Here is a 20,753-nt window from a genome sequence, read left to right on the forward strand (position 1 = left end):
GGGCGTTGTGCATAAGATGTCAATTACAGTCTAGCTGTGTTGGGGGAATTTTTTGACGGCCATTTTCGAAATAATGAAAGAGCAAATGGTTATAGTAGAATAGGGTAGCAATCAGTAAATTGCTACAAACAACAATATAATAAATAAACTAGAATGATAGAGTATATAGGGGAGCACCTCTGGGTAGGGCAATTAGGGCAGTTTTTGATTTTTTTGGCTTTTGCCACTGCTGTATTGGCTACAATTAGTTATGCTTTGGGAACCAATGAGCAAAATGAAAACCAGAAAAAGAGCTGGAAAACAATTGGTCGTGCAGCATTTATAACACATGGTATTTCTATTATTAGCGTGATTGTTCTCATCTTTTTTATGATGATTAACAAGTATTATGAATACGATTATGTGTGGAGTCATGTCTCCGATACATTGCCGTTTCGATATACGTTTGCTGCTTTTTGGGAAGGACAAGAAGGAAGTTTTTTGTTGTGGTTGTTTTGGCACTCTATATTGGGATTTGTATTAATAAAAACAGCCAAAGAATGGGAACAACCTGTTATGGCTGTCTTGTCGTTTGCACAAATTTTCTTTGTATTTTTTATTTTAGGACTCTATTTCTATGGCGGAGATCCAGAAAGTACAAGCTATGCGTTTTTGGGCAACTTATACGGTCGCAGCGGTTTTGTATGGCTTGTATTAACAACCCTATTTAGTGTTTTGATATTTAGAGGTCCCAAGCATTTGCAAGGTGTTTTTAAGATAGCAGCATTATTACCAACATTGGTTTTGTTGAGTTTAGTTTTAATGGGCTGTTATCATTTGGGCGAGATTCGTATAGGAGGAAGCCCATTTATGTTGTTGAGAGATGTTCATTTTGCTCCAATTTTTAATACAGCTAATTATCTAGAATCTATAGAAGGAACTGGTTTGAATCCATTGTTACAAAACTATTGGATGACCATACATCCGCCTACCTTGTTTTTGGGCTTTGCCACTACTATTGTGCCTTGTGCTTATGCAATTGCAGGCTTATGGAAAGGAGATCATAAAAGTTGGATGGCGCCCGCTTTGAAGTGGGCTTTGTTTAGTGGAGCGGTTTTAGGAACAGGAATTTTTATGGGAGGTGTTTGGGCGTACGAAGCGTTGAGTTTTGGCGGTTATTGGGCTTGGGATCCTGTAGAAAATGCCTCTTTGGTGCCTTGGATTACTTTAGTAGCAGGTATTCATACCACCTTAGTTGCTAGAGCAACAGGCTATTCGACAAAGAGCACATACTTTTTCTATCTAAGCACATTCTTTCTAATTGTTTATTCTACGTTCCTAACTCGTAGTGGAATTTTAGGCGAAACATCGGTTCATGCCTTTACCGAAATGGGCTTAGAGTGGCAAATGATTATTTTTATGGGGGCTCTGGCATTTTTTGGAACAGGATTTTATGCTTATCGTCGAAAAGAAATTCCTGCCCCTAAAAAGGAAGAAAGTGCTTATTCTCGTGAATTTTGGATGTTTGTTGGCGCTTTGGTCTTGCTATTTTCTTCGGGATTGATTACGGTAACAACGTCAATTCCTGTTATCAATGCTCTTGTTGTCATTGAACCTTTTGATACTCTAGTAGATTGGGGAGTAAGCTTGTTGAGTTCGGTGGAAGGTGTTGTTGTTTTAGATAGTTTTTATAACTTCTTTGTAACATTAGACGGTGGAAATATTGCTCCTCCAGAAGATGTGGTCGCGCATCATAATAATTTCCAATTGTGGATAGGAATATTGGTGGCATTACTTTCTGGTGTCGTTCAATTTTTGGCTTACCGAAAAGAAACGATGACAGGACAGTATGGAGAGCGATTTAGCTTATATATATTAGGTGCTACACTCGGTAGTATTGCGTTAACGGTTCCAATTATGTGGGCAAGTGGCATTGTAGCATGGCAATATTGGTTATTGGTTGGTTGTGGTATTTTTGCTGTGATAACCAACACTAGTTATTTGTTGGGGGTGTTGAAAGGCAACATGAAACTGGCGGGATCTGCTTTATCTCATGTAGGTTTTGGATTAATGTTAGTAGGAGTTGTCTTTTCAGGGGCTTTAAAACATGCACTTGCTGATCCTTTTGCTTCTCAAGAGCTGGACGGCTTGCTAGGGGATTTGAACAAACAAACGAATAAAAATATTTTGGTTCCTTATGGACAAACAGTGCAGTTGACCAATGGCTTTTCGGTTAGTTATACTAAAAATTGGACAGAAGGAAATGCGCAATATTTTGAACTCAATTTCTTGAAAAAGGATGTAGATGGAAATATTGTGGATAGGTTTATTACGACACCGAATGTCTTGCACGATACTTTGCCCAATCGAAGCTTGAAATTCCGAGCGGCTAATCCTAATACCAAACATTATATTCACCAAGATGTGTTTACATTAGCTGTACCACATTGGGCATTTGTAGATCCTGAAGCAGAGGCTAAAGCAGATACCACCTCTTGGCAACCTAAATATATTGCAGTGGGGGATACTTTTTATACCAACCGCTACTATGTTATCTACAGATCAAACGATACAGAAACATACGACCATCCAGATTATAAATACGAAGCAGGAGATATTCCTGTCACCGCTATTTTGGACATTCATGATATTAATACCAAAGAAGTCCATGAAGCAAGAGCGTTGTATTACATTCGTGGACGCCAGCAATTTAACTTGCCAACCAAACTAGATCGTTTAGGTTTAGAATTTAAATTGACCAATATATTGCCAGAAGAAGGCAAAGTATTGTTGCAAGTAAAAGATAAGACGCCAAAACGAGAATATGTTGTTGTGCAAGCCTTGATTTTCCCTGGCATACAGTTGGTATGGGTTGGTTGCATTATGATGATGTTTGGGCTATTGTTCAGTGGTTTGCAACGAATTAAGATGAAAGGAACCAAAAGACAAGCAAATGCTACAGATATAGAGCCTTTGGTAGAATTGAAGCAAGAGGCTTAGTTGATTTGTATGATTAGAAAAAATAGAATTGAATGAAAATAGGCTTAATGTCTGATACGCATAGTCACATTGACGAAGATGTATTTAAATTCTTCAAAGATTGTGACCAAATATGGCATGCAGGTGATATTGGAAATGTAGAAACTGCTGATCGTTTGGAAGCCTTCAAGCCTTTTAGAGCTGTTTATGGGAATATTGACGGGCATGAATTGAGGGCACGTTATCCTAAGGAATTGCATTTTGAGTGTGGAGGTATAACTGTTTGGATGACGCATATAGGTGGCTATCCCGGCAAATATCCCAAATATATTCATGGTCGTCTAAAATGGTATCGCCCTACACTGTTTATTTGTGGGCACTCTCATATTTTGAAAGTAATGCGTGATAAAGAATTGGGAACATTACACATGAACCCTGGTGCTTGTGGCGTTTATGGATTTCACCGAGTAAAAACATTATTGCGTTTTTCAATTATCAACCAACAAATCAAAAATCTAGAAGCCATAGAATTGGGTTTGCGTGGTGCCATTAAGTGATTTTTTTCATTTGTACATAGAAAAATAAGTAATAGGAGTTTTGAGAAAAAAAGTATTTTTCATAAACAAAAACTCCTCTTTCCTGTTGTTATAGATGAGCAGGCAATAGAATAATACCCAATTAACAATTAATATAAATTACTGTCGCCTGTCGTCAAATATTCTAAATTAGGTCTTTGCCACTTGGTGGTTATAGCTTAATAAGACCTTAACCTTTTGTAAATGAAGATGCAATCCACCTTTGAGGATTGTCAGAAATTTTAGCTAAAAATTTTTGGTGTATGTGGCTTTGTGCAAAGTGCAATACACAACAAAAGGGAAAAAAGAATAAATACATATTTAAAATCTAATCCTATTGCTTGGGTAGAGTGTGTAGGAATTTAATCGTAGTATTTGTTTTGTTAGACAAATGATTACAGTCAATCTGTATGTCTTTTTGTCTGGTATTAATAATTACATGTATTAATTGGTTTTAATTTTTTTTCACTTTTAAAACAAACGGAAACATGAATTTTAAGTATTTAATAGTCTTTTTGGCACTAGGGTTCGGTTTGACTTCTTGTGTAGGTAAGAAAAAATATACAAGCTTACAAACTACTTTAGAAGCTTCTAATAAAGATGTAGATCGCTTAACAAAAGAGTTGAGCAAAATGATGAGAAATCTGGATGAGTGTAAAGCAATGGCATCGGCAGATGCTCAGGAGTTAATGTTGCGCCAAGAACAAATTAAAGATTTGAGAAATCAAATTGCAGATTTGAAAAAACAAAGACAACAACAATATAGCACTGTTGGCGATTTGACTGTCTTGTCAAAGTCGGCTAATGAAAATATGAAAGAAACATTGCGCCAATTAGAAGAAAAAGATGAATACATCAAATATATACAAGCTGCTAGGACCAAAGCAGACTCTTTAAATTTAGCATTGGCTGTTAACTTGAAAAGTGTATTGAAAGATGGTATTGAAGATGAGGATATTGATGTTCAGGTTGACAAAACAGTTGTATTTGTCAATTTATCAGATAAAATGTTGTACAACTCAGGAAGTTATGAATTGACGGATAGAGCTTCAACGGTATTAGGAAAAATTGCTAAAATTGTTAAAGCAAAACCTAATTTTGAAGTAATGGTTGAAGGGTATACGGACAATGTGCCAATGAATGGAAAGTGTGTGACAGACAATTGGGATTTGAGTGTCAAACGTTCAACTTCTGTTGTTAGAGCGTTACAAGAAGAACATAATGTAGATCCCAATCGTTTGATTGCCGCAGGTAGAGGAGAGTACAATGCTTTAGTTTCGAACGATACATCAGAAGGTAGAGCAACCAACAGACGTACGAGAATTATAATTCTACCTAAGTTGGACCAATTTTATGAATTATTGAACCCAAAGGAAATGCCTAACTAATAAGTTTTTTTTAGCATGATTATTCCTTGTTAGAGGGTATATAGGCTTGATGAGAAGTCACGCCATAAAAAAGAGAAGGTTACTTGAAGTTTTGTAGAAACTTTGAGTGACCTTTTTTGTTGTAATAAGGGATTTAAAAACATTTTGCTGTTATAGAAAGATCGTTCTAAATTTAGCATTATCTGTAGAAATCTAACTACATTTGTTATATAGTAGGCTCAAAAGAGCATACCTAGAACCTTGATAGCTTTTTTGTTATATCATTACTTTGTGGAAACCACGTAGCACCTTGAATCAGTGTAGTAATACCATCAAGTATTGTGCACAGAGTACCTATTTTACTTATAAAATAGGTAAGACGATAAGTTTTATGACTTTGGAGTATTGTATGAACTTACTGCCTTTATCTGTGGTTTTAGTAGACAAAATGGCTGTTGAAATGTATTCATATTACCTTATTACTAAACAAATTTAGACATGAACATTAAGTATTTAGTTTTATTTTTAGCTATCGTTGTAGGATTGAGTTCCTGTGTAGGCAAGAAAAAATATACCAGCTTACAGAATACCTTGGAAGCATCTAATAAAGATGTGAATCGCTTGACAAAGGAAATGAGTAAGTTGATGAAAGATTTAGAATCTTGTAATGCAAAATTGACGGCTGCAAAAGTAGATGCCAAAGAGTTGAATTTGCGCCAAGAACAAATCGAAGATCTAAAAGGACAAATTGAGGATTTGAAGAAACAACGTGATCAGCAGTACAATACCGTTGGCGATTTGACTGTCTTGTCAAAGTCGGCTAACGAAAATATGAAAGAGACGTTGAGTCAATTGGAGAAAAAAGATAAGTACATCAAGTATGTACAAGCTGCTCGTACCAAGGCAGATTCTATGAATTTGGTATTGGCTGTTAATTTAAAAAGTGTTTTGAGAGAAGGGATTGAAGACCAAGATATTGAGGTTAAAGTTGACAAAACAGTAGTTTTTATTAATTTGTCAGATAAGATGTTATACAACTCAGGAAGTTACAAACTGACTCCCAAAGCATCGGAAGTATTGGGCAAAATTGCTAAAATAGTAGAGTCTAAACCTAACTTTGAGGTAATGGTAGAAGGATATACGGATAACGATCCTATTAGCAAGGAATGTATAGAAGATAATTGGGATTTGAGTGTTAAACGTTCTACTTCTGTAGTAAGAGAACTGCAAATGAAGTACAACATCAATCCTGATCGTTTGATTGCCGCAGGTAGAGGGGAGCACAATACTTTAGTTCCTAATGATAGTCCTGAAAACAAAGCAATCAACAGACGTACAAGAATTATAATTCTTCCTAAATTGGATCAATTTTATGATTTGTTGAGTCCGAGTAGTATGCCTAAATAAGATAATTTTTATATAAAAGGGTTGCTTGAGTCTTTGCGAATGATTCAAGCAACTTTTTTATTTAGGGAATAAATAAATTGGGCGGATAATGGTTTGTAAGTGACAATAGCAAGACTATGGAAGAGAGTATCTTAATTAAGTGATTATTGATGTAGTTTTGATTCGTAGCAGCGCAGTTAACTATTGTTTGATGTATCAAAAGGTTTAAATAATAAATGGTTTATGAAACTGAACAGGATGAATTGGGAGAGGTGCCCTCTTATTTGGATGATTATAGTGGGAACAGTAGCAACTGCTTGCTGTCAAAAAATAAAATGGAGTGCGAATTATGAAATGAGCTCTATTTTTAATAAAAATGAAATTATTCAGGTTACTAGAGATGGTTTTTATGTTCTAGAACAGTATAAGGATGCCAATTATTATTACCAAAGAAAAGTAAGTTTTTACGATTGGAATTTTAATAAAAAAGAAGGTGCTAATACCATTGATTTCTCTTATCATGGTACAAAAGGAAGCCCTCCGCAAGGAATTTCGATAAAAGAAAAACCATATGTCTGGGGTGTTGTGAATGATGAAAATAAGCCAATGAAGTATCTGTGGTTGAATGGTATTGATACAGGAACATTGGATTTAAACAAAGCCACGTATTTTATAGATTCAGTAGGTTACGAGGAACTGATCAATCCTAAAGAACCATTTCGTTCCTGTCGCTCATTGGATCAATCAAAAATTCTCTTTTATGGAGAACAACCACATAGGAAAAGAGCAACTGCAAATCTTGGAGCTTTGTTGGTAGACGTAGAAATGAAACAGGTGTGGAAGAAGGAAATATCTTTACCGCAAAAGGCGGGAATATTTACGACCGATGATGTTGTGGATGCTGTTGTAAGTGATGCAGGTGATGCTTATTTGTTGTGTAAATTATACAAAGGAAAAGACAAGAAGGAGGAAAAAAAGATTGGAACTCGATTTGTGTACAGTGTAGTATATATGGGCAAGCAAGGAAGTCCTAACGCGATAGATACGTTAAAGGTATTGTCCCCTAAAGATAGTGCTATTGTGGTATCGGCTAAATTATCTGTCGATCCATCTACAGGAAAAGTTATTTGTATAGGAACTTATAAATTGCCAAGAAAAAAAGCAGGTCTATTTAGTTTAAACTTAAATTCTAATTTCTCTGAACAGCCTGTTGTGATTGATTATCCTAGTGAAATTCTTGAAATGGAGGCAAAAATTCCTAGAAAAATAAAGAAGAGAAAGCATCTGAGCCTCAAAAACTATAAAATAAAGTCTGTCTTTGAACAAAGTAAAGCGGGGCGAATTCTGGTTGCAGAGCAACATTATGTAAATGCTTATTGGGACAAATCAGAGGGACGACAAGAATTGCATGAGCTTAATAATTTGTTGATAGCCAAAGTCATTGGTGATCAGGTAGAATGGGCGACAGTACTACCAAAACGCCAAAAAGCAGGTGGAGAAGGATATACCAATGTTCCAGAAAAACTATACTCATTTTATGCTTGTGAGCGGGGAGGGTACTTGCACTTGTTGTACAATGAGTTGAAAGAAAACTTGGATGTTATTGATGAATTTCAATTAAAAAAGGGGTATTATAACAAGCCTAAAAACTGCCATTTGGTACATTGTAAGATAAATTTGAAGACAGGAACATTGGAATCAAAAAAATCGATCTTGGGGCTAAAAGAGGATGGGATTGCCATTTATCCCAAGGCAACAAAGTTATTAGAAGATGGCAATTTATTATTATTAGGAGAAAAACCAGCATATAATTTGAAAGAACCTGCTTACATTCGATTTGGTCATTGGACTTGGGAGTAACGTTGGTAGAAAAAAACTGAATGCCCAATACTTGTTGAGCATTGGGCATTCAATTAGCAACTTGCGTTCATGGATTAAATACCTGTAAACAAGTTCTCTCTAAAAATTTTAACAGAGATTGCCAACAAAATAATTCCAAAAACTTTTCGCAGAATAGCCTCTCCACCTCGACCAATCTTTCGCTCAATCCAGTTAGAAAGTTTTAAGACAATAAATACTAAAATAAGGTTTAAAATAATTCCAACAAAGATATTAGAAGTATCATAAGCGGCTTTTAATGTCAAAATGGTGGTCATGGTACCAGCTCCCGCAATTAATGGAAAGGCAATAGGAACGACCGATGCAGAGCGTGCTAAAGTTTCGTCTTCTTTGAAAATAGAAATGCCGAGAACCATTTCTAAACCTAGTAAAAAGATGACAATTGCACCTGCTACAGCAAACGATTGAACATCTAAGTGGAATAAACCAAGAATAGATTCACCAAGAAATAAGAATAGAATCATCAAGATGCCTGCAACAATTGTTGCTTTTCCAGATTGAATATGCCCTCCAGCCTTTTTTTTAAGATCTATAATGATTGGAATAGAACCAAAAATATCAATCACTGAGAACAGAATTAAGGAAACAGATACAATTTGGTTTAAGCTGAAATCCATGCTTTTTTTTATTTTGTAAAATGGTTTAAAAAGTGTATTATTAACGAATAGTATAACGAAAAGATGATAGATCACCTTTAACATTAAGAATTAGTATTAAGTGCCTGATTTAAACAAATAATAATCTGTTGACAGCTAAATTTTGCGATGAACTACTTTAAAAGCTTCTTGATAGCTCGCTATTACTTTGCTTTTGTCTTGTTAGTACTAAAATTTATGGCAAGATTACTTACTATTTATTCTAGATATTCCTTCTAAATAACGCAATGTATAGAGTAGTCTGCTAATTATCTTATTCCTTGTTCTATTACAAAAAACATAAAAAACTCGTAAGGCATTAATGTTATCTCAATAGGAGCAAGGTCAATCTCTAATATGGTTTAACGTTAGTACTAAGCATATGGTTTTAGCGAACTATTACACATTGACTTTAATTACTAGCGTGTATAAACTTATATTACTGCGTTGAAACCACATAGTAGCAGCGAACCGAGCATAGCGAGCTCACGACAGTAAGGAGTAACAAACCCAGCTTGCGCTCTCATGAACGTAGCGAATAATAATCAACGAAGTTTAAACTTATAGTCAAAGTACAAAGGTATGTATTTATAAATCGATTGAAGAAGGTCTATAACCCTTTTTCTAAAAAGTTGTTTTAAAATGGGGATGGTATTGAAAATAATAGCCTGTTAATTGTTTATGGTATGACTTTACGATAGCCTGCTATGTTTATGAACAGTACCTTTGTGTTATTGGTTCAAGCTAATTTGGCAAGCGTATGAACAAAAAGATAAAAAGTAGCCCCCACTTTAATTCCATACTCTAAGGAATATATGGAAGCGTTGAATGGTATTGTGTAGCAGGAAAAAACTCAATCAATAGATGATAATTGGTAATAAGTAGCTCACTTTATTGTATGGTTTAATTTCGTGAATTACTTAACTATCTCGAATAGTGACTAAAATAAGATACTAGACAATTCTAAATAATTAAGAATGAAACTCCCTTTAAAAATTTTATGGGTCAAGGAAGCGGATTCTACTACAGCAAAGGGGATGGCATTGCTGGAAAGTGAATACAACGTAATCTCAACTTTCGCCAAGACAGTATCAACTTTTAAGGATGCTGTAGAGAATGAAAAGTTTGATGTTGTAATCGTTCAGTTACCATTGTCTGAGTGTTATGCGTCTGTTATTGGGGAGGTTTTAAAAAGGCAATTGACAGGGATACCTTGTCTTGTTGTTGGTGCAATTACAAAGCAAGCTAAATTGGAGTGGATAAAGGCAGGAGCCCGTGATTGCATCCTTGCGGATGAATTAGAATTATTGCCCATCTTAGTAGAACGGCAAATGATCCTAGCTGCTCAACACGCAGCCACTAAGCTAGAATTAGAGCGAAAAGAAATAGAATACGCTGCGTTGTTTTACAACAGCCCAGAAGCAATTTTAATTCACGATTTTAAAGCTATAAAGCAAGTCAATTCTGCTTTTTTATTTCAGTTAGGGTATTGGGATGAAGATGAGTTAATCGGAAAGGAACCTTTGGTAACATTAATTCATCCCAAAGATATTACGTTGTTAAATTTAACAGAAGGAGAGCGAACTTCTGAGTCGGTTGTCATTATTCCAGATATTCGAGTATTAAAAAAAGATGGAACCTACCTAAAATGTGATTTTAGGATTGTATCTATGTATTGGGAGGGAACTTGGTATTCTCAAATTATATTACAACAATTAGTTAATAAAAAAAGCATTCAAGCTTACTTGGCTGCTAAAGAACAAAGTGAAATGTTCTTGCGACATGCCGAACAGGTTCCAGGTGTGATTTATCAGTTTCAACTATTTCCAGATGGCACGTATTGTTTTCCTTTTGTGAGTAGTAGTGTGTACAAAACACATGGTATTACTGCTCAAGAATTGATGGAAGATGGAACGAAATATTTTGAACACATGCCCGAAGAAGACATTGAATTGTTTCGAGAAGAAGGGGTTCGGTCACGCGAAACGTTGAAAAATTGGAACTTAGATTATCGGTTGATTATACCAGGCAAAGGCGTGCGATGGATGCGAGGAACTTCTACCCCTGTTCAAATGCCAGATGGATCTACATTGTGGTATGGTTATGTTGCTGATATTACAAAAGATAAAGTTGCTAGTGCTGCTTTAAAGGACAAGGAAGAACAGGTGCGTACCATCTTTAAATATGCACCCGATGCTATTGTTATTTTAAAAATAGATGGAACCATCGTAGAGTGGAATCCCAAAGCAGTTGATATCTTTGGATGGACAAAAGAAGAAGCCATAGGGCAATTGCTGTATAAATTGATTGGTCCAGAAAGGAATTATTCGAAATATAAGGCATTTGTGAATAGTTATAAAAGAAACGGCAGTGGAATTACTTTAAATCAAGCCTTGGAGGTTTGTGCTGTTCATAAAAATGGAAAAGAATTTTCTATTACAATGGCATTGTCGGAAATGACCTTAAAAGGGGCTCAATATTTTATTGGTTTTATTAGTGACATTACAAAACGCAAAAATGCTGCTGAAAGACTCAAAGAATCTTTACTAGAAAAAGAGGTGTTGCTAAAAGAAATTCACCATCGAGTCAAAAATAATATGCAAGTTATCACTAGCTTGTTGAGTTTGCAGTCAAGTTTTATCGAGAATGAAGCTGTCAAGGAGATTTTTAGGAACAGTCAATACCGAATTAATGCTATGGGAATGGTTCATGAAATGTTGTATCAATCCGATGATATTTCTAAGATTAATTATGGTTCTTATTTGAAACGATTGGTAGAAGGGTTAATTTTGGCAATGAAAGGAACTGAAAGCCCTATTGGACTCGAACTGGAAACACCTAATATTTCTTTAAATGTAGATACTGCGATTCCTTTAGGTTTGATAGTGAATGAATTAGTTACAAATGCTTTAAAATATGCTTTTCCAAACGAACAAAAAGGAAGTATTTGCGTAAAACTAAGCTGCTTAGAGTATCCAAATTTTAGATTAGAAATTGGTGATGATGGAATTGGTTGTTTTAGTAAAGATATTTTAGAAACAACAAAATCTTTAGGGCTTATGTTGGTAAGAAGATTAGCCATTCAGTTAAGAGGATCCATTCGACATTTAAAAACCGAAAAAGGAACGCATTACGAATTATTGTTTCAGGAAGTTTTTCAGGTTTAATGCTTTTCCTTTGCCCAACTAAGCCGTTATTACTCAAAAATAACCAGTTGTGATTCTTGAGCGCATGTTAAAAAATAAAATGGAGAAGAAGATTGGAAATGAGTTTAGTTATGGAACTCAATTAAACAAAGAAGATAAAATAGTCCAAGAGAAAGCTATTGACTTATATCGGACACATTTTGAGAAGGCACAACAATTAAAAAAGGAGTTTGCAGTTTTTTTGGATACCAACGTCTTGTTAGGTTATTATCAAATGCCTCTAGCTGCTCGAAAGGCATTGTACGCCTTTTTAGAAGACCATCAAGGACAAATTTACATCCCCAACCAAGTTGCGCGAGAACACAAAAAGCACCTCAAAAAAGTGCGTCAAAACTATAGTCGACAACTCTACTTAAATCAACCGAGCAAGCATCAACAAAAGGTTGAACAACAATTAAGAGATTATTTGGAGGAGAATGAAGATGTATTAGAAGCTTATCCTGAGTTTAAGAAGGATTTGGAGAGGGCTTATGCAAATAGTAGTAATATATTGAATCTACTGAACGTATTCTCCAAAGAACGTACGGCACGTTGCAAAAAACAATTACGTCGGTACGATTTAGAAAATTTGCTACCAAAATTCAACCATTTAGAGCCTCTACAAAAACAAGAGTTTAAGTTTCTGAAAGCTGAATTTGACGTTTTAAAGCAAGTAATTGATCAAGTTGATCAAAAGAATTTTGAGCACAAAGTGGATGCTTATTTATATCAAAATCCTAATAAAGTCTTTCCAGGAATAGGAGATCTTATTCAAAAACCTGAATCCCCTTATGGTGATTATTGTATTTATCATGAAATGCTAAAATGGACGGCAATCAACCAACCTCAATTGCCAATTATATTCTTGACCAATGATGTTACTAAACGAGATTGGGTAGACTGGGACAAGCGGGCTTACATTCATTACTTAGAGAACTTTTACCACAATACAGGCAATGTCTTCTACGTATTGCATGCCGAGGCTATTTTTTCTAGTGTATTAGAAATGCCATGCGAACATTTGGTTACACCCAACGAAATATGGGAGGATGTAGAGGCAGATGTGTTGGCAACCGACACCAACTGGCTAACAGTAACGCAATTGCAGGGATTATTGGAAGAGTTGTATCCTAATAGAAAAAAAGTAGATGAACCTTTAGCATTTTGGGAGACCTTGATAGAGGACTTGGCAGAGGAGTATAGTTTAGAAACTTATTGGGAATTAAAAATAGAGTTATTAGAACATTATCATCTATTGATTGATTTAGAGTTGTCTAGGTATCGGATTTATAACCAATTGGAAGCTTTGGAAATGACATTGGATTTGATTTATGAATAGTAGTAGTTTTTTGTAATTTTGACCACTTGAAGAAGTATTAGAAGTAGGTAGTTTTGTTAAGAATAGTTTGTTGAAAGGACACCATAGAAGCCGAGCTAACTACTAATAAATAGAAAATTAATAAATGAAAGTTTGTATTGCTGAAAAACCGAGTGTTGCTAGAGAGATCGCAGCTATTATAGGTGCTAAAGATAAAAAAGAGGGCTATTATGAAGGAAATGGATATGCAGTAACTTGGACCTTTGGGCATTTTTGTACGCTGTATGCGCCAGATGATTATGATGCTAAATGGAAACAGTGGAACTTGGAAAACCTTCCAATGTTGCCTGAACGATTTGAAACTCGATTAATGGACAATGGAGGGGTACAAAAGCAATTTAAGATTATCAAAGACTTATTTAAAAAAGCTTCTGTGGTAATTAATTGTGGTGATGCTGGACAAGAAGGGGAGTTGATTCAACGTTGGGTTATCAAAGAAGCCCAATACCAAGGCAAGGTGCTCCGTTTATGGATTTCTTCCTTAACCCCAGAGGCAATTAGAGATGGCTTTAAAGACCTAAAAGATGCATCCAATTATGATAATTTATATTATGCGGGCAGTTCACGTGCAATAGGAGATTGGCTGTTGGGTATGAATGCGACGCGTTTGTTTACACTGCGTTATGGTGGGTACAAACAAGTCTTGTCGATTGGACGAGTACAGACACCAACACTGGCTATGCTGGTTAAACGGCATTTAGAAATCCAAAATTTTAAGCCTGAGCCTTACTGGGAATTGCAAACGCTATATAGAGAAACAACATTTAGCTGTACAGAGGGAAAGTTCTTTAAAAAAGAAGATGGAGAAGCTTTGTTTAAAAAGGTGGAAGGGAAACCTTTTGAGGTCACCAAAGTGACCAAGAAAAATGGAAAAGAGTTACCCCCAAAACTGTTTGATTTAACCAGCTTACAGGTTTATTGTAATAATAAATTTGGATTTTCGGCTGACCATACACTCAAAATTGTACAAAAACTTTATGAACAGAAGTTGGTGACCTACCCAAGGGTTGATACAACTTTTCTGCCGAATGATGTTTATCCTAAAGTTGCAGGTATTTTGCAGAAGTTAAGTCATTATAACACTTATACTCAACCATTGCTAGGGAAAAAAATTCGTAAATCAAAAAAAGTGTTCAATGACAATAAAGTGACCGATCATCATGCTATTATTCCAACAGGTTATCAAAAAGGTTTGGGGCAGGGAGAACAGCAAGTTTATGATATTATTACTCGTCATTTTATTGCAGCATTCTACCCAGATTGTTTGGTAGCCAATACTACTGTTTTGGGAGAAGTAGAACAAGTGAAGTTTAAAGCTACTGGAAAAGAAATCTTAGAAGAAGGGTGGCGAGTTGTTTTAAAGGCTGTACGAAGTAAAAAGAAATCGGATGAGGATAAAACTTTGCCTACTTTTGTAAAAGGAGAGACAGGACCTCATGTGCCTTCTTTTGTTGAGAAGCAAACACAACCCCCTAAAATGTATACGGAAGCAAGCCTGTTGCGTGCGATGGAAACAGCAGGCAAGCAAGTGGACGATGATAAACTTCGAGAAGTACTAAAGGCAAATGGGATTGGTCGTCCTTCGACAAGGGCAGCAATTATAGAGACCTTATTCAAGCGAAAATACATTCAACGCAAAAAAAAATTGTTGGTTCCTACAGAAGTTGGATTGCAATTGATTGAAATTATCCAAAATGAATTGCTTAAATCAGCAGAATTGACAGGACAATGGGAAAAGCAATTGAAAGAAATTGAGGATGGTGAATATAATGCAGCGAAGTTTATTTATGACATGAAGCGTATGGTGCATCAATTGGTAGCCGAAGTGAAGGCTGCTCGCTACGTTCGTCGTTTATCGGCGCCTTCCAAAACTAGCAAAGTAAGCGTACCCAAGCCTACATCTACCACTAAAAAAGCTACTAAATCGGTAGGCATTTTAGAACAAACTTGTCCTAAATGCAAAAAGGGAACTTTGCTGAAAGGAAAAACGAGTTATGGTTGTAGTGACTGGAAAGCGGGTTGTACCTTTCGACTTCCTTTTGAGTTCTTAAAAAAGAAGTTATCAGAAAAACAACTGGTTCGCTTAGTTTCAAAAGGTTCAACTGTCAAATTGAAAGGTTTTAAGAAGGATACAGAGAAAGTTGATGGGGTGCTTGTTTTTGATGATAATTTCAATTTGAAGTTGGAAGCAGCTGTTCCAAAACCTAACAAAAATACTTCTCAATCTGATGCAATTCTATGTCCAAAGTGCGGAAAAGGAACGGTTTTAAAGGGACAAAAAGCTTATGGTTGTAGTGACTGGAAAGCTGGTTGTGACTTTCGTTTCGAGTTTGAGGAAATTCGAAAGCAGGCAGCAGGTAGGAAGATGACCAAGGAATTGGTGTTGGAAATATTAAAAGGGTAAACAATTACTTGAAAGGACAACTTAAAATAAGTTGCTTGTGCTGTATCAATTGTTTTATCAAAGTATTATTGCTGATTAAACTTTTTATAAAAAAAACATAAAAAATATTTTTTTAATAAGGCTTTGATAGTCAGTTGTTATGATGGTTTACTTGGAAAGGGGTATTAAAAAAAATTAAAAAAATATTGAAAAATAAGCTCAAAAGTTTGCAGAATTAAAAAAGTGCCGTATATTTGCAATCGCTTCTACGAAGGAGCACAACACCAAAAAGCCCTGATGGCGGAACTGGTAGACGCGCTGGATTCAAAATCCAGTTCCCGCAAGGGAGTGGGGGTTCGATTCCCCCTCGGGGCACTCAAGGTGCTTTACATTGCTACCAGAAAGTAGTAAAAAGTTAGGTTTCATCGCTGTTTGAACCGCTTTTTACTACTTTTTTACTTTTGGGGTATTTGCTTCTTCTACATTCTTCTACACGGCTTTTTGTTCTCCGTTTGTTCCCCGTTTAGATTGTTTTTTATGTAACTTTCTAAAAAAAGGGAAACTCATGATTCAATTTTCAGTAGTTTATAACTACAAAAACAAACTCCGTAAAAACGGAACAGGATTAATTCAAATTAGAGCCTACTCTAAAGGCAAATGCAAATATTTCTCAACAAATATTTACGTTACTCCCTTTCAGTGGAGCAAAAAATTAAACCAGGTAATTGACCACCCAAACACTTTTCAATACAATGCTGAAATAAGGCGCCAACTCAACGAACTAGAAGCTTACACGTACAAGTGGATCGAGAAGCATGGGAGCATGACTTTACAGCAAGTTGTCGATTTTTATCGTTACGAAGATGTTCAATCGTTCACAGCTTTTTGGAAGTACGAGTTGGAGCACGACACCAAATTGACCAAAGAAACCAAGAAAAAACACAAAACAGCACTCAACTACTGGACGCAATTTAGGGAAGATGTCAAGTTCTCAGAATTGAATTTTAATTTGATCCACGATTTTGACAGTTTTCTATTTGGCAAAAACTTGCACACCAATACTGTTTATACCCATCACAAACAAGTTCGGAAGTACATCAATTTAGCCATTAGTAAGGAACTAATGGATGTAAATAAGAATCCTTACATTCGATTTACTCCCAAAACAAAGCCGACAGAGCGTATTGTCTTGACTCAAGAAGAGGTAAAAAGGATTGAGGCGTTAACTTTTGAGGAAGAGAATCATTTCTTAAGAATGGTACGAGATATGTTTTTGTTCTCTTGTTATACTGGGCTTCGTTTCTCTGATACTAAAAATATTCGTTTTAAGAACATCGAAAAGGATAGGGAAGGCTACTCACTTAATATTATCTCCAAAAAGACGAATAAGCAGTTAATTTTGCCCCTGTATCGTCTATATGAGAAAAAGCCTGAGCAGCTGCTTCAGAGATATGAAGTAGATAAAGCTTCACCGAATGGTTTGGTCTTTTATGGCTACAGCAACCAGTACTTTAATCGGGCATTAAAGTCTTTGGCCAAGTTGGCTAATATTGATAAACCAATCACGAGCCATGTGGCTCGACATACTTTTGCCACGCATTTGGCTGCGCAAATCCCTATTCATGTTTTGAAGTCGATTTTGCAGCATTCTGAGATTGAAACAACCATGGTTTATTTGCATCTATCGAATAAAATTGTGAATGATGCTTTGGATAATGTTCGTTGGTAGAGTAGGAGGGGCAAACTGTAAATGATTTATGATAGAGTGAGCTTCTTTTTTGAAGTTTGCTCATTTTTTGTTTTGTAGAATGATTTTATGTATGTATTAGAGAGATTCTACCTGCTAAAAATGCTAATAAAATAATCTATTGGAATTTCTAGATTAGAATTTTTGTTAAAAAAATACAAAAATAAACTTATAAATTGATTTTATGCAAGTTATTCATATCTTCGCTATTATAGAAGAAAGCTTATTAGCTGTTCAATTTGAGTCAGAAAAGTCAGATGAATTTTCATTAATTTTTAATAAATGGAATGATGTAGAATATTTAGAAGAGTTCTTTGAAGAAAATAAAGCAGACTTGCAAAGTGGTTTTTGGGGAGATATTACGGTTGCTGAAGCGGTGTTTCAAACAATCGATGAGGCAGAAGAATTTGAACGTTTTATTAAAAAAATTGCAGAGGATGGAAAAGTAAATTCCGAAGTATCTTTGCAAGAAATTGTTTTTACTCCTTTGAGTAAAAATAATACGTCGATAGAGCATTTAGAAATGAAAGCTTATGGAGTGGATTATAAAAGTTGGTTAAGAATTTATGCCGTGGAAATAGCAAGTAATTTATATGTTGTGAGTGGTGGAGCAATTAAGTTGACTAAAATAATGAATGATCGAGAGCATCTTCAGAAAGAATTAAGAAAATTAAAATTAACAGTTGAATACTTGAAATCAATTGGTCTTTATGAAAAAGAAGATTATGGATTTATAGAAATAAGAACATATGAAAAATAAAGATAAAATTTTAGAAATACTTGGTAATAAAGTTTCGAAAGAAGAAAGTCAATGGCACAAAGAATCTGAGTTCAGAGCTTTGAATAAAAAATGGTTGAAACGCTCTCAGGCTGTGGCATTGAAGATTTTACAAACAATTAGAAAACAAGGTATCAGCCAAAAAGAACTGGCAAAAAGAATGGGAGTGAAACCTCAACAAGTGAATAACTGGGTCAAAGGAAAGAATAATTTTACTTTTGAAACAATTGCCAAGATTGAAACAGCTTTAGGTGTTGAGTTAATGAATATTCCTTTGGAGAGAAAAGAAAAAAAGGAAGTCTCTGCATTAGAAGTTGTAACGGCTATTTACGTAGTTCCTTCATCGCAGCCTACACCCGCAACACATATAAGTACTAGTTCTAAAAGTATGTCTATTGAAAGCTTAACAACTTGGTCTAATGATACTCAAAAATATGTAAATTAATGAAAGTTGAGACAATGAAATTTGGCTTGAGAAAAATTAATACCATAGAATTTGCAACTACGATTGAACCAACAGTTAGTGAGCATGAAAAAATGGAATTAAAAGCCAATATAATGTTAGGAATCAATGAAAATCTTAGGTTCATTATTACTTCTATTAAATTTCAATTTGAGATTGATAATTCGCCTTTTATTATTCTTAATATGAGTTGTGAATTCGAAATAGAGGAAGATGTTTGGAATCAATCTATAGACAAAGAGGGGAGTTCTATTTCTTTTCCAAGAAATTTTTTGCTTCACCTTGTTGCTACAACTGTAGGAACAGCAAGAGGAATTCTTTATACCAAAACAGAACATACGCCATTTAATAAATATTTATTACCAATGCTTAATATTAATGAACTGGTTAAAGAAGATCAAGTTTTTCAATTGAAAAACTAAAATGGGAACCCTATTCTAAAACAAAGAGCGACAAAAGGAAAAATTCTTTTTGTCGCTTTCTTACTTTGGTAGTACAGCAATTACGTATCGGGGAGATACTTCTGGAAGATCGAAGCAATAATCTTGAAGAGCTTCTTTTCTTCTTTAGAATTGGAGAGTTGTTGGCTTTGCTCTTTGAGCTTTTGGAGATCATTTTTCAGAGGGGAATCAGAATCAATTGTTCTAATAGGCATGGATTTTTAGATAGTTAAAAAAATAAGATTGCCTATATTCTACACTAAAATAATCGCTTAGGTTTCATATTTTTAATGTTAATATTGAATTTATTTTTTGGTTATTTATAATAATCAGATGGTCAAATTATTGTATTTAACCATTTTTTTAGTGCAATAAAAGTAATATTAATTTTTGCTGAAACGCTGCTATAGTCGGAGTTCTGTGACTTTTAGTTGTTGTGTTTTTTTAATTTAGCTTTTGTGTCGGCTAATTCTTGCTCCAGGTTCTTCACCTTTTCCTCAACGACCTCTAAGTATTTTTCCATGAGCTTTGCATTCTTTTCTCTTAGTTCTAGAGATTTTTCTAAAGATTCTACAGTATTTTTTAATAGTAATAAGTCCTGATTGGCTATAGCTGTTGAGTTTTCAGGGAATAACATTGGTTCTTGACCTGCTAACAACCAGTTTAGATTAATAGAAGGATATACTTCTACGAGGGGGGTTAATATTTTACCACTTGGTTGAGTATCCTTTGTTATGATAGAATGAAAGGCTTGAGCACTAACATTTACATCTTTTGCTAATTTAGTAGGATTTGTATTTAAAGCTTTTAATAATATTTTAAAGCGCTCTTTTACAGACATTTGAAGTCGTTGTGTGTATGGTTTATTAGAAATGCACAGTAAAATTAATTTAAATTATATCATAATTGTTTATGATATTTTTGCAATTAAATGAAATATATCGTAATATTGTTTTTGTAAGGATGTTTACAATAAGTAAGAAATATTAAAAATGTTCAAATAAATTATACTTTCACTGCACTCTTATGTAGATAAATGTAGATAAATGTAGACAAAAAACATAAAAACAGATTTAAAAATTAAAGTTCATACTAGGATGAATGGTTTTGGACGTACTCAAGGTAGTATTGTTTTTAATTTGTGGGGACATTTTAAATGCAACTGGAAGGTAACTTCTGGCGTCCAACTATTTTTATCTAGTGTATAAAAATCCCATTTATTAATTTGTAAAGTTTCGATACCATGTAAAGCATGGCATGGCGAAGCTTTGCCCAAAACCAAACAAATGCCAAGAAACACAGACAACGACACACAAAGATTTTACCAATACGTGTTGAATACCTTGTCAGCAGCTGATTTTAACACCTTACACGACCAACTCAGTTTGAGCAAACGCATGACAACAATTCGATTGCAAAAGCCAAATTTGATGGATAAAAATATGATTCAAAAACTAGCTAAAATACTGAATTATGATTTGGTAAAGCTAGTCCATGAATATGAGTTAGGATATGACATTCTAACTGTTCGAGAATATAATCAATTAGTCAACTAAACG

At 34.9% G+C, this 20,753-nt stretch carries 16 protein-coding genes and 1 tRNA gene; 14 read left to right on the forward strand and 3 right to left on the reverse strand.

Annotated features, from left to right (window positions below; genetic code table 11):
• Positions 1-153 precede the first annotated feature (153 nt).
• The 5 genes from ccsA to QP953_RS07930 all read left to right on the forward strand — a co-directional run bounded on the left by ccsA (position 154) and on the right by QP953_RS07930 (position 8,146).
• Positions 154-2,979: a cytochrome c biogenesis protein CcsA gene (gene ccsA, locus QP953_RS07910; protein WP_309554558.1), complete on the forward strand. Its 2,826-nt coding sequence runs from the start codon at positions 154-156 to the stop codon at positions 2,977-2,979.
• 32 nt (positions 2,980-3,011) lie between these two features.
• A complete protein-coding gene (locus tag QP953_RS07915; protein ID WP_052595931.1) occupies positions 3,012-3,515 on the forward strand; it encodes a metallophosphoesterase in 504 nt (167 codons plus the stop codon).
• 506 nt (positions 3,516-4,021) lie between these two features.
• Positions 4,022-4,921: a flagellar motor protein MotB gene (locus tag QP953_RS07920; protein ID WP_052595929.1), complete on the forward strand. Its 900-nt coding sequence runs from the start codon at positions 4,022-4,024 to the stop codon at positions 4,919-4,921.
• A 477-nt stretch (positions 4,922-5,398) separates the two neighbouring features.
• Positions 5,399-6,307: an OmpA family protein gene (locus tag QP953_RS07925; protein WP_052595927.1), complete on the forward strand. Its 909-nt coding sequence runs from the start codon at positions 5,399-5,401 to the stop codon at positions 6,305-6,307.
• 237 nt (positions 6,308-6,544) lie between these two features.
• On the forward strand, positions 6,545-8,146 hold the full coding sequence (locus tag QP953_RS07930; RefSeq protein ID WP_309554559.1) for a hypothetical protein: 1,602 nt from the start codon (positions 6,545-6,547) through the stop codon (positions 8,144-8,146).
• Between the two features lie 74 nt (positions 8,147-8,220).
• On the opposite strand, the gene QP953_RS07935 is transcribed toward QP953_RS07930, so the two are convergent.
• Complete coding sequence (locus QP953_RS07935) at positions 8,221-8,802, reverse strand: MarC family protein (protein WP_052595923.1); 582 nt, start codon at positions 8,800-8,802, stop codon at positions 8,221-8,223.
• Between the two features lie 995 nt (positions 8,803-9,797).
• On the opposite strand from QP953_RS07935, the gene QP953_RS07940 reads away from it, so the two are divergent.
• The 8 genes from QP953_RS07940 (at position 9,798) to QP953_RS07975 (ending at position 19,176) form a co-directional block, all read left to right on the forward strand.
• On the forward strand, positions 9,798-11,987 hold the full coding sequence (locus QP953_RS07940; protein ID WP_309554561.1) for a PAS domain S-box protein: 2,190 nt from the start codon (positions 9,798-9,800) through the stop codon (positions 11,985-11,987).
• 79 nt (positions 11,988-12,066) lie between these two features.
• On the forward strand, positions 12,067-13,344 hold the full coding sequence (locus tag QP953_RS07945) for a PIN-like domain-containing protein (protein WP_156039737.1): 1,278 nt from the start codon (positions 12,067-12,069) through the stop codon (positions 13,342-13,344).
• Positions 13,345-13,468: 124 nt separating this feature from the next.
• Positions 13,469-15,787, forward strand: coding sequence for a DNA topoisomerase 3 (locus tag QP953_RS07950; protein WP_309554562.1), 2,319 nt, complete (start codon positions 13,469-13,471; stop codon positions 15,785-15,787).
• Between the two features lie 270 nt (positions 15,788-16,057).
• A tRNA-Leu gene (locus QP953_RS07955) sits at positions 16,058-16,141 on the forward strand.
• Positions 16,142-16,331: 190 nt separating this feature from the next.
• On the forward strand, positions 16,332-17,495 hold the full coding sequence (locus QP953_RS07960; RefSeq protein WP_309554563.1) for a tyrosine-type recombinase/integrase: 1,164 nt from the start codon (positions 16,332-16,334) through the stop codon (positions 17,493-17,495).
• A 202-nt stretch (positions 17,496-17,697) separates the two neighbouring features.
• Complete coding sequence (locus QP953_RS07965) at positions 17,698-18,273, forward strand: hypothetical protein (protein ID WP_309554564.1); 576 nt, start codon at positions 17,698-17,700, stop codon at positions 18,271-18,273.
• Positions 18,263-18,736, forward strand: coding sequence for a helix-turn-helix transcriptional regulator (locus tag QP953_RS07970; protein ID WP_309554565.1), 474 nt, complete (start codon positions 18,263-18,265; stop codon positions 18,734-18,736). Before QP953_RS07965 ends, QP953_RS07970 begins: the two co-directional genes overlap by 11 nt.
• On the forward strand, positions 18,736-19,176 hold the full coding sequence (locus QP953_RS07975) for a hypothetical protein (protein WP_309554567.1): 441 nt from the start codon (positions 18,736-18,738) through the stop codon (positions 19,174-19,176). Before QP953_RS07970 ends, QP953_RS07975 begins: the two co-directional genes overlap by 1 nt.
• Positions 19,177-19,256: 80 nt before the next feature.
• Here QP953_RS07975 and QP953_RS07980 read toward each other — a convergent pair whose 3' ends face one another.
• Complete coding sequence (locus QP953_RS07980; protein WP_309554568.1) at positions 19,257-19,409, reverse strand: hypothetical protein; 153 nt, start codon at positions 19,407-19,409, stop codon at positions 19,257-19,259.
• Between the two features lie 212 nt (positions 19,410-19,621).
• Complete coding sequence (locus tag QP953_RS07985) at positions 19,622-20,035, reverse strand: hypothetical protein (RefSeq protein WP_309554570.1); 414 nt, start codon at positions 20,033-20,035, stop codon at positions 19,622-19,624.
• Between the two features lie 445 nt (positions 20,036-20,480).
• On the opposite strand from QP953_RS07985, the gene QP953_RS07990 reads away from it, so the two are divergent.
• Entirely contained in the window at positions 20,481-20,750 is a 270-nt protein-coding gene (locus tag QP953_RS07990) for a hypothetical protein (RefSeq protein ID WP_309554571.1), read from the forward strand.
• Positions 20,751-20,753 lie beyond the last annotated feature (3 nt).

Origin of the sequence: Aureispira sp. CCB-E (genome assembly GCF_031326345.1) — a bacterium.
Taxonomy (GTDB): Bacteria; Bacteroidota; Bacteroidia; order Chitinophagales; family Saprospiraceae; genus Aureispira.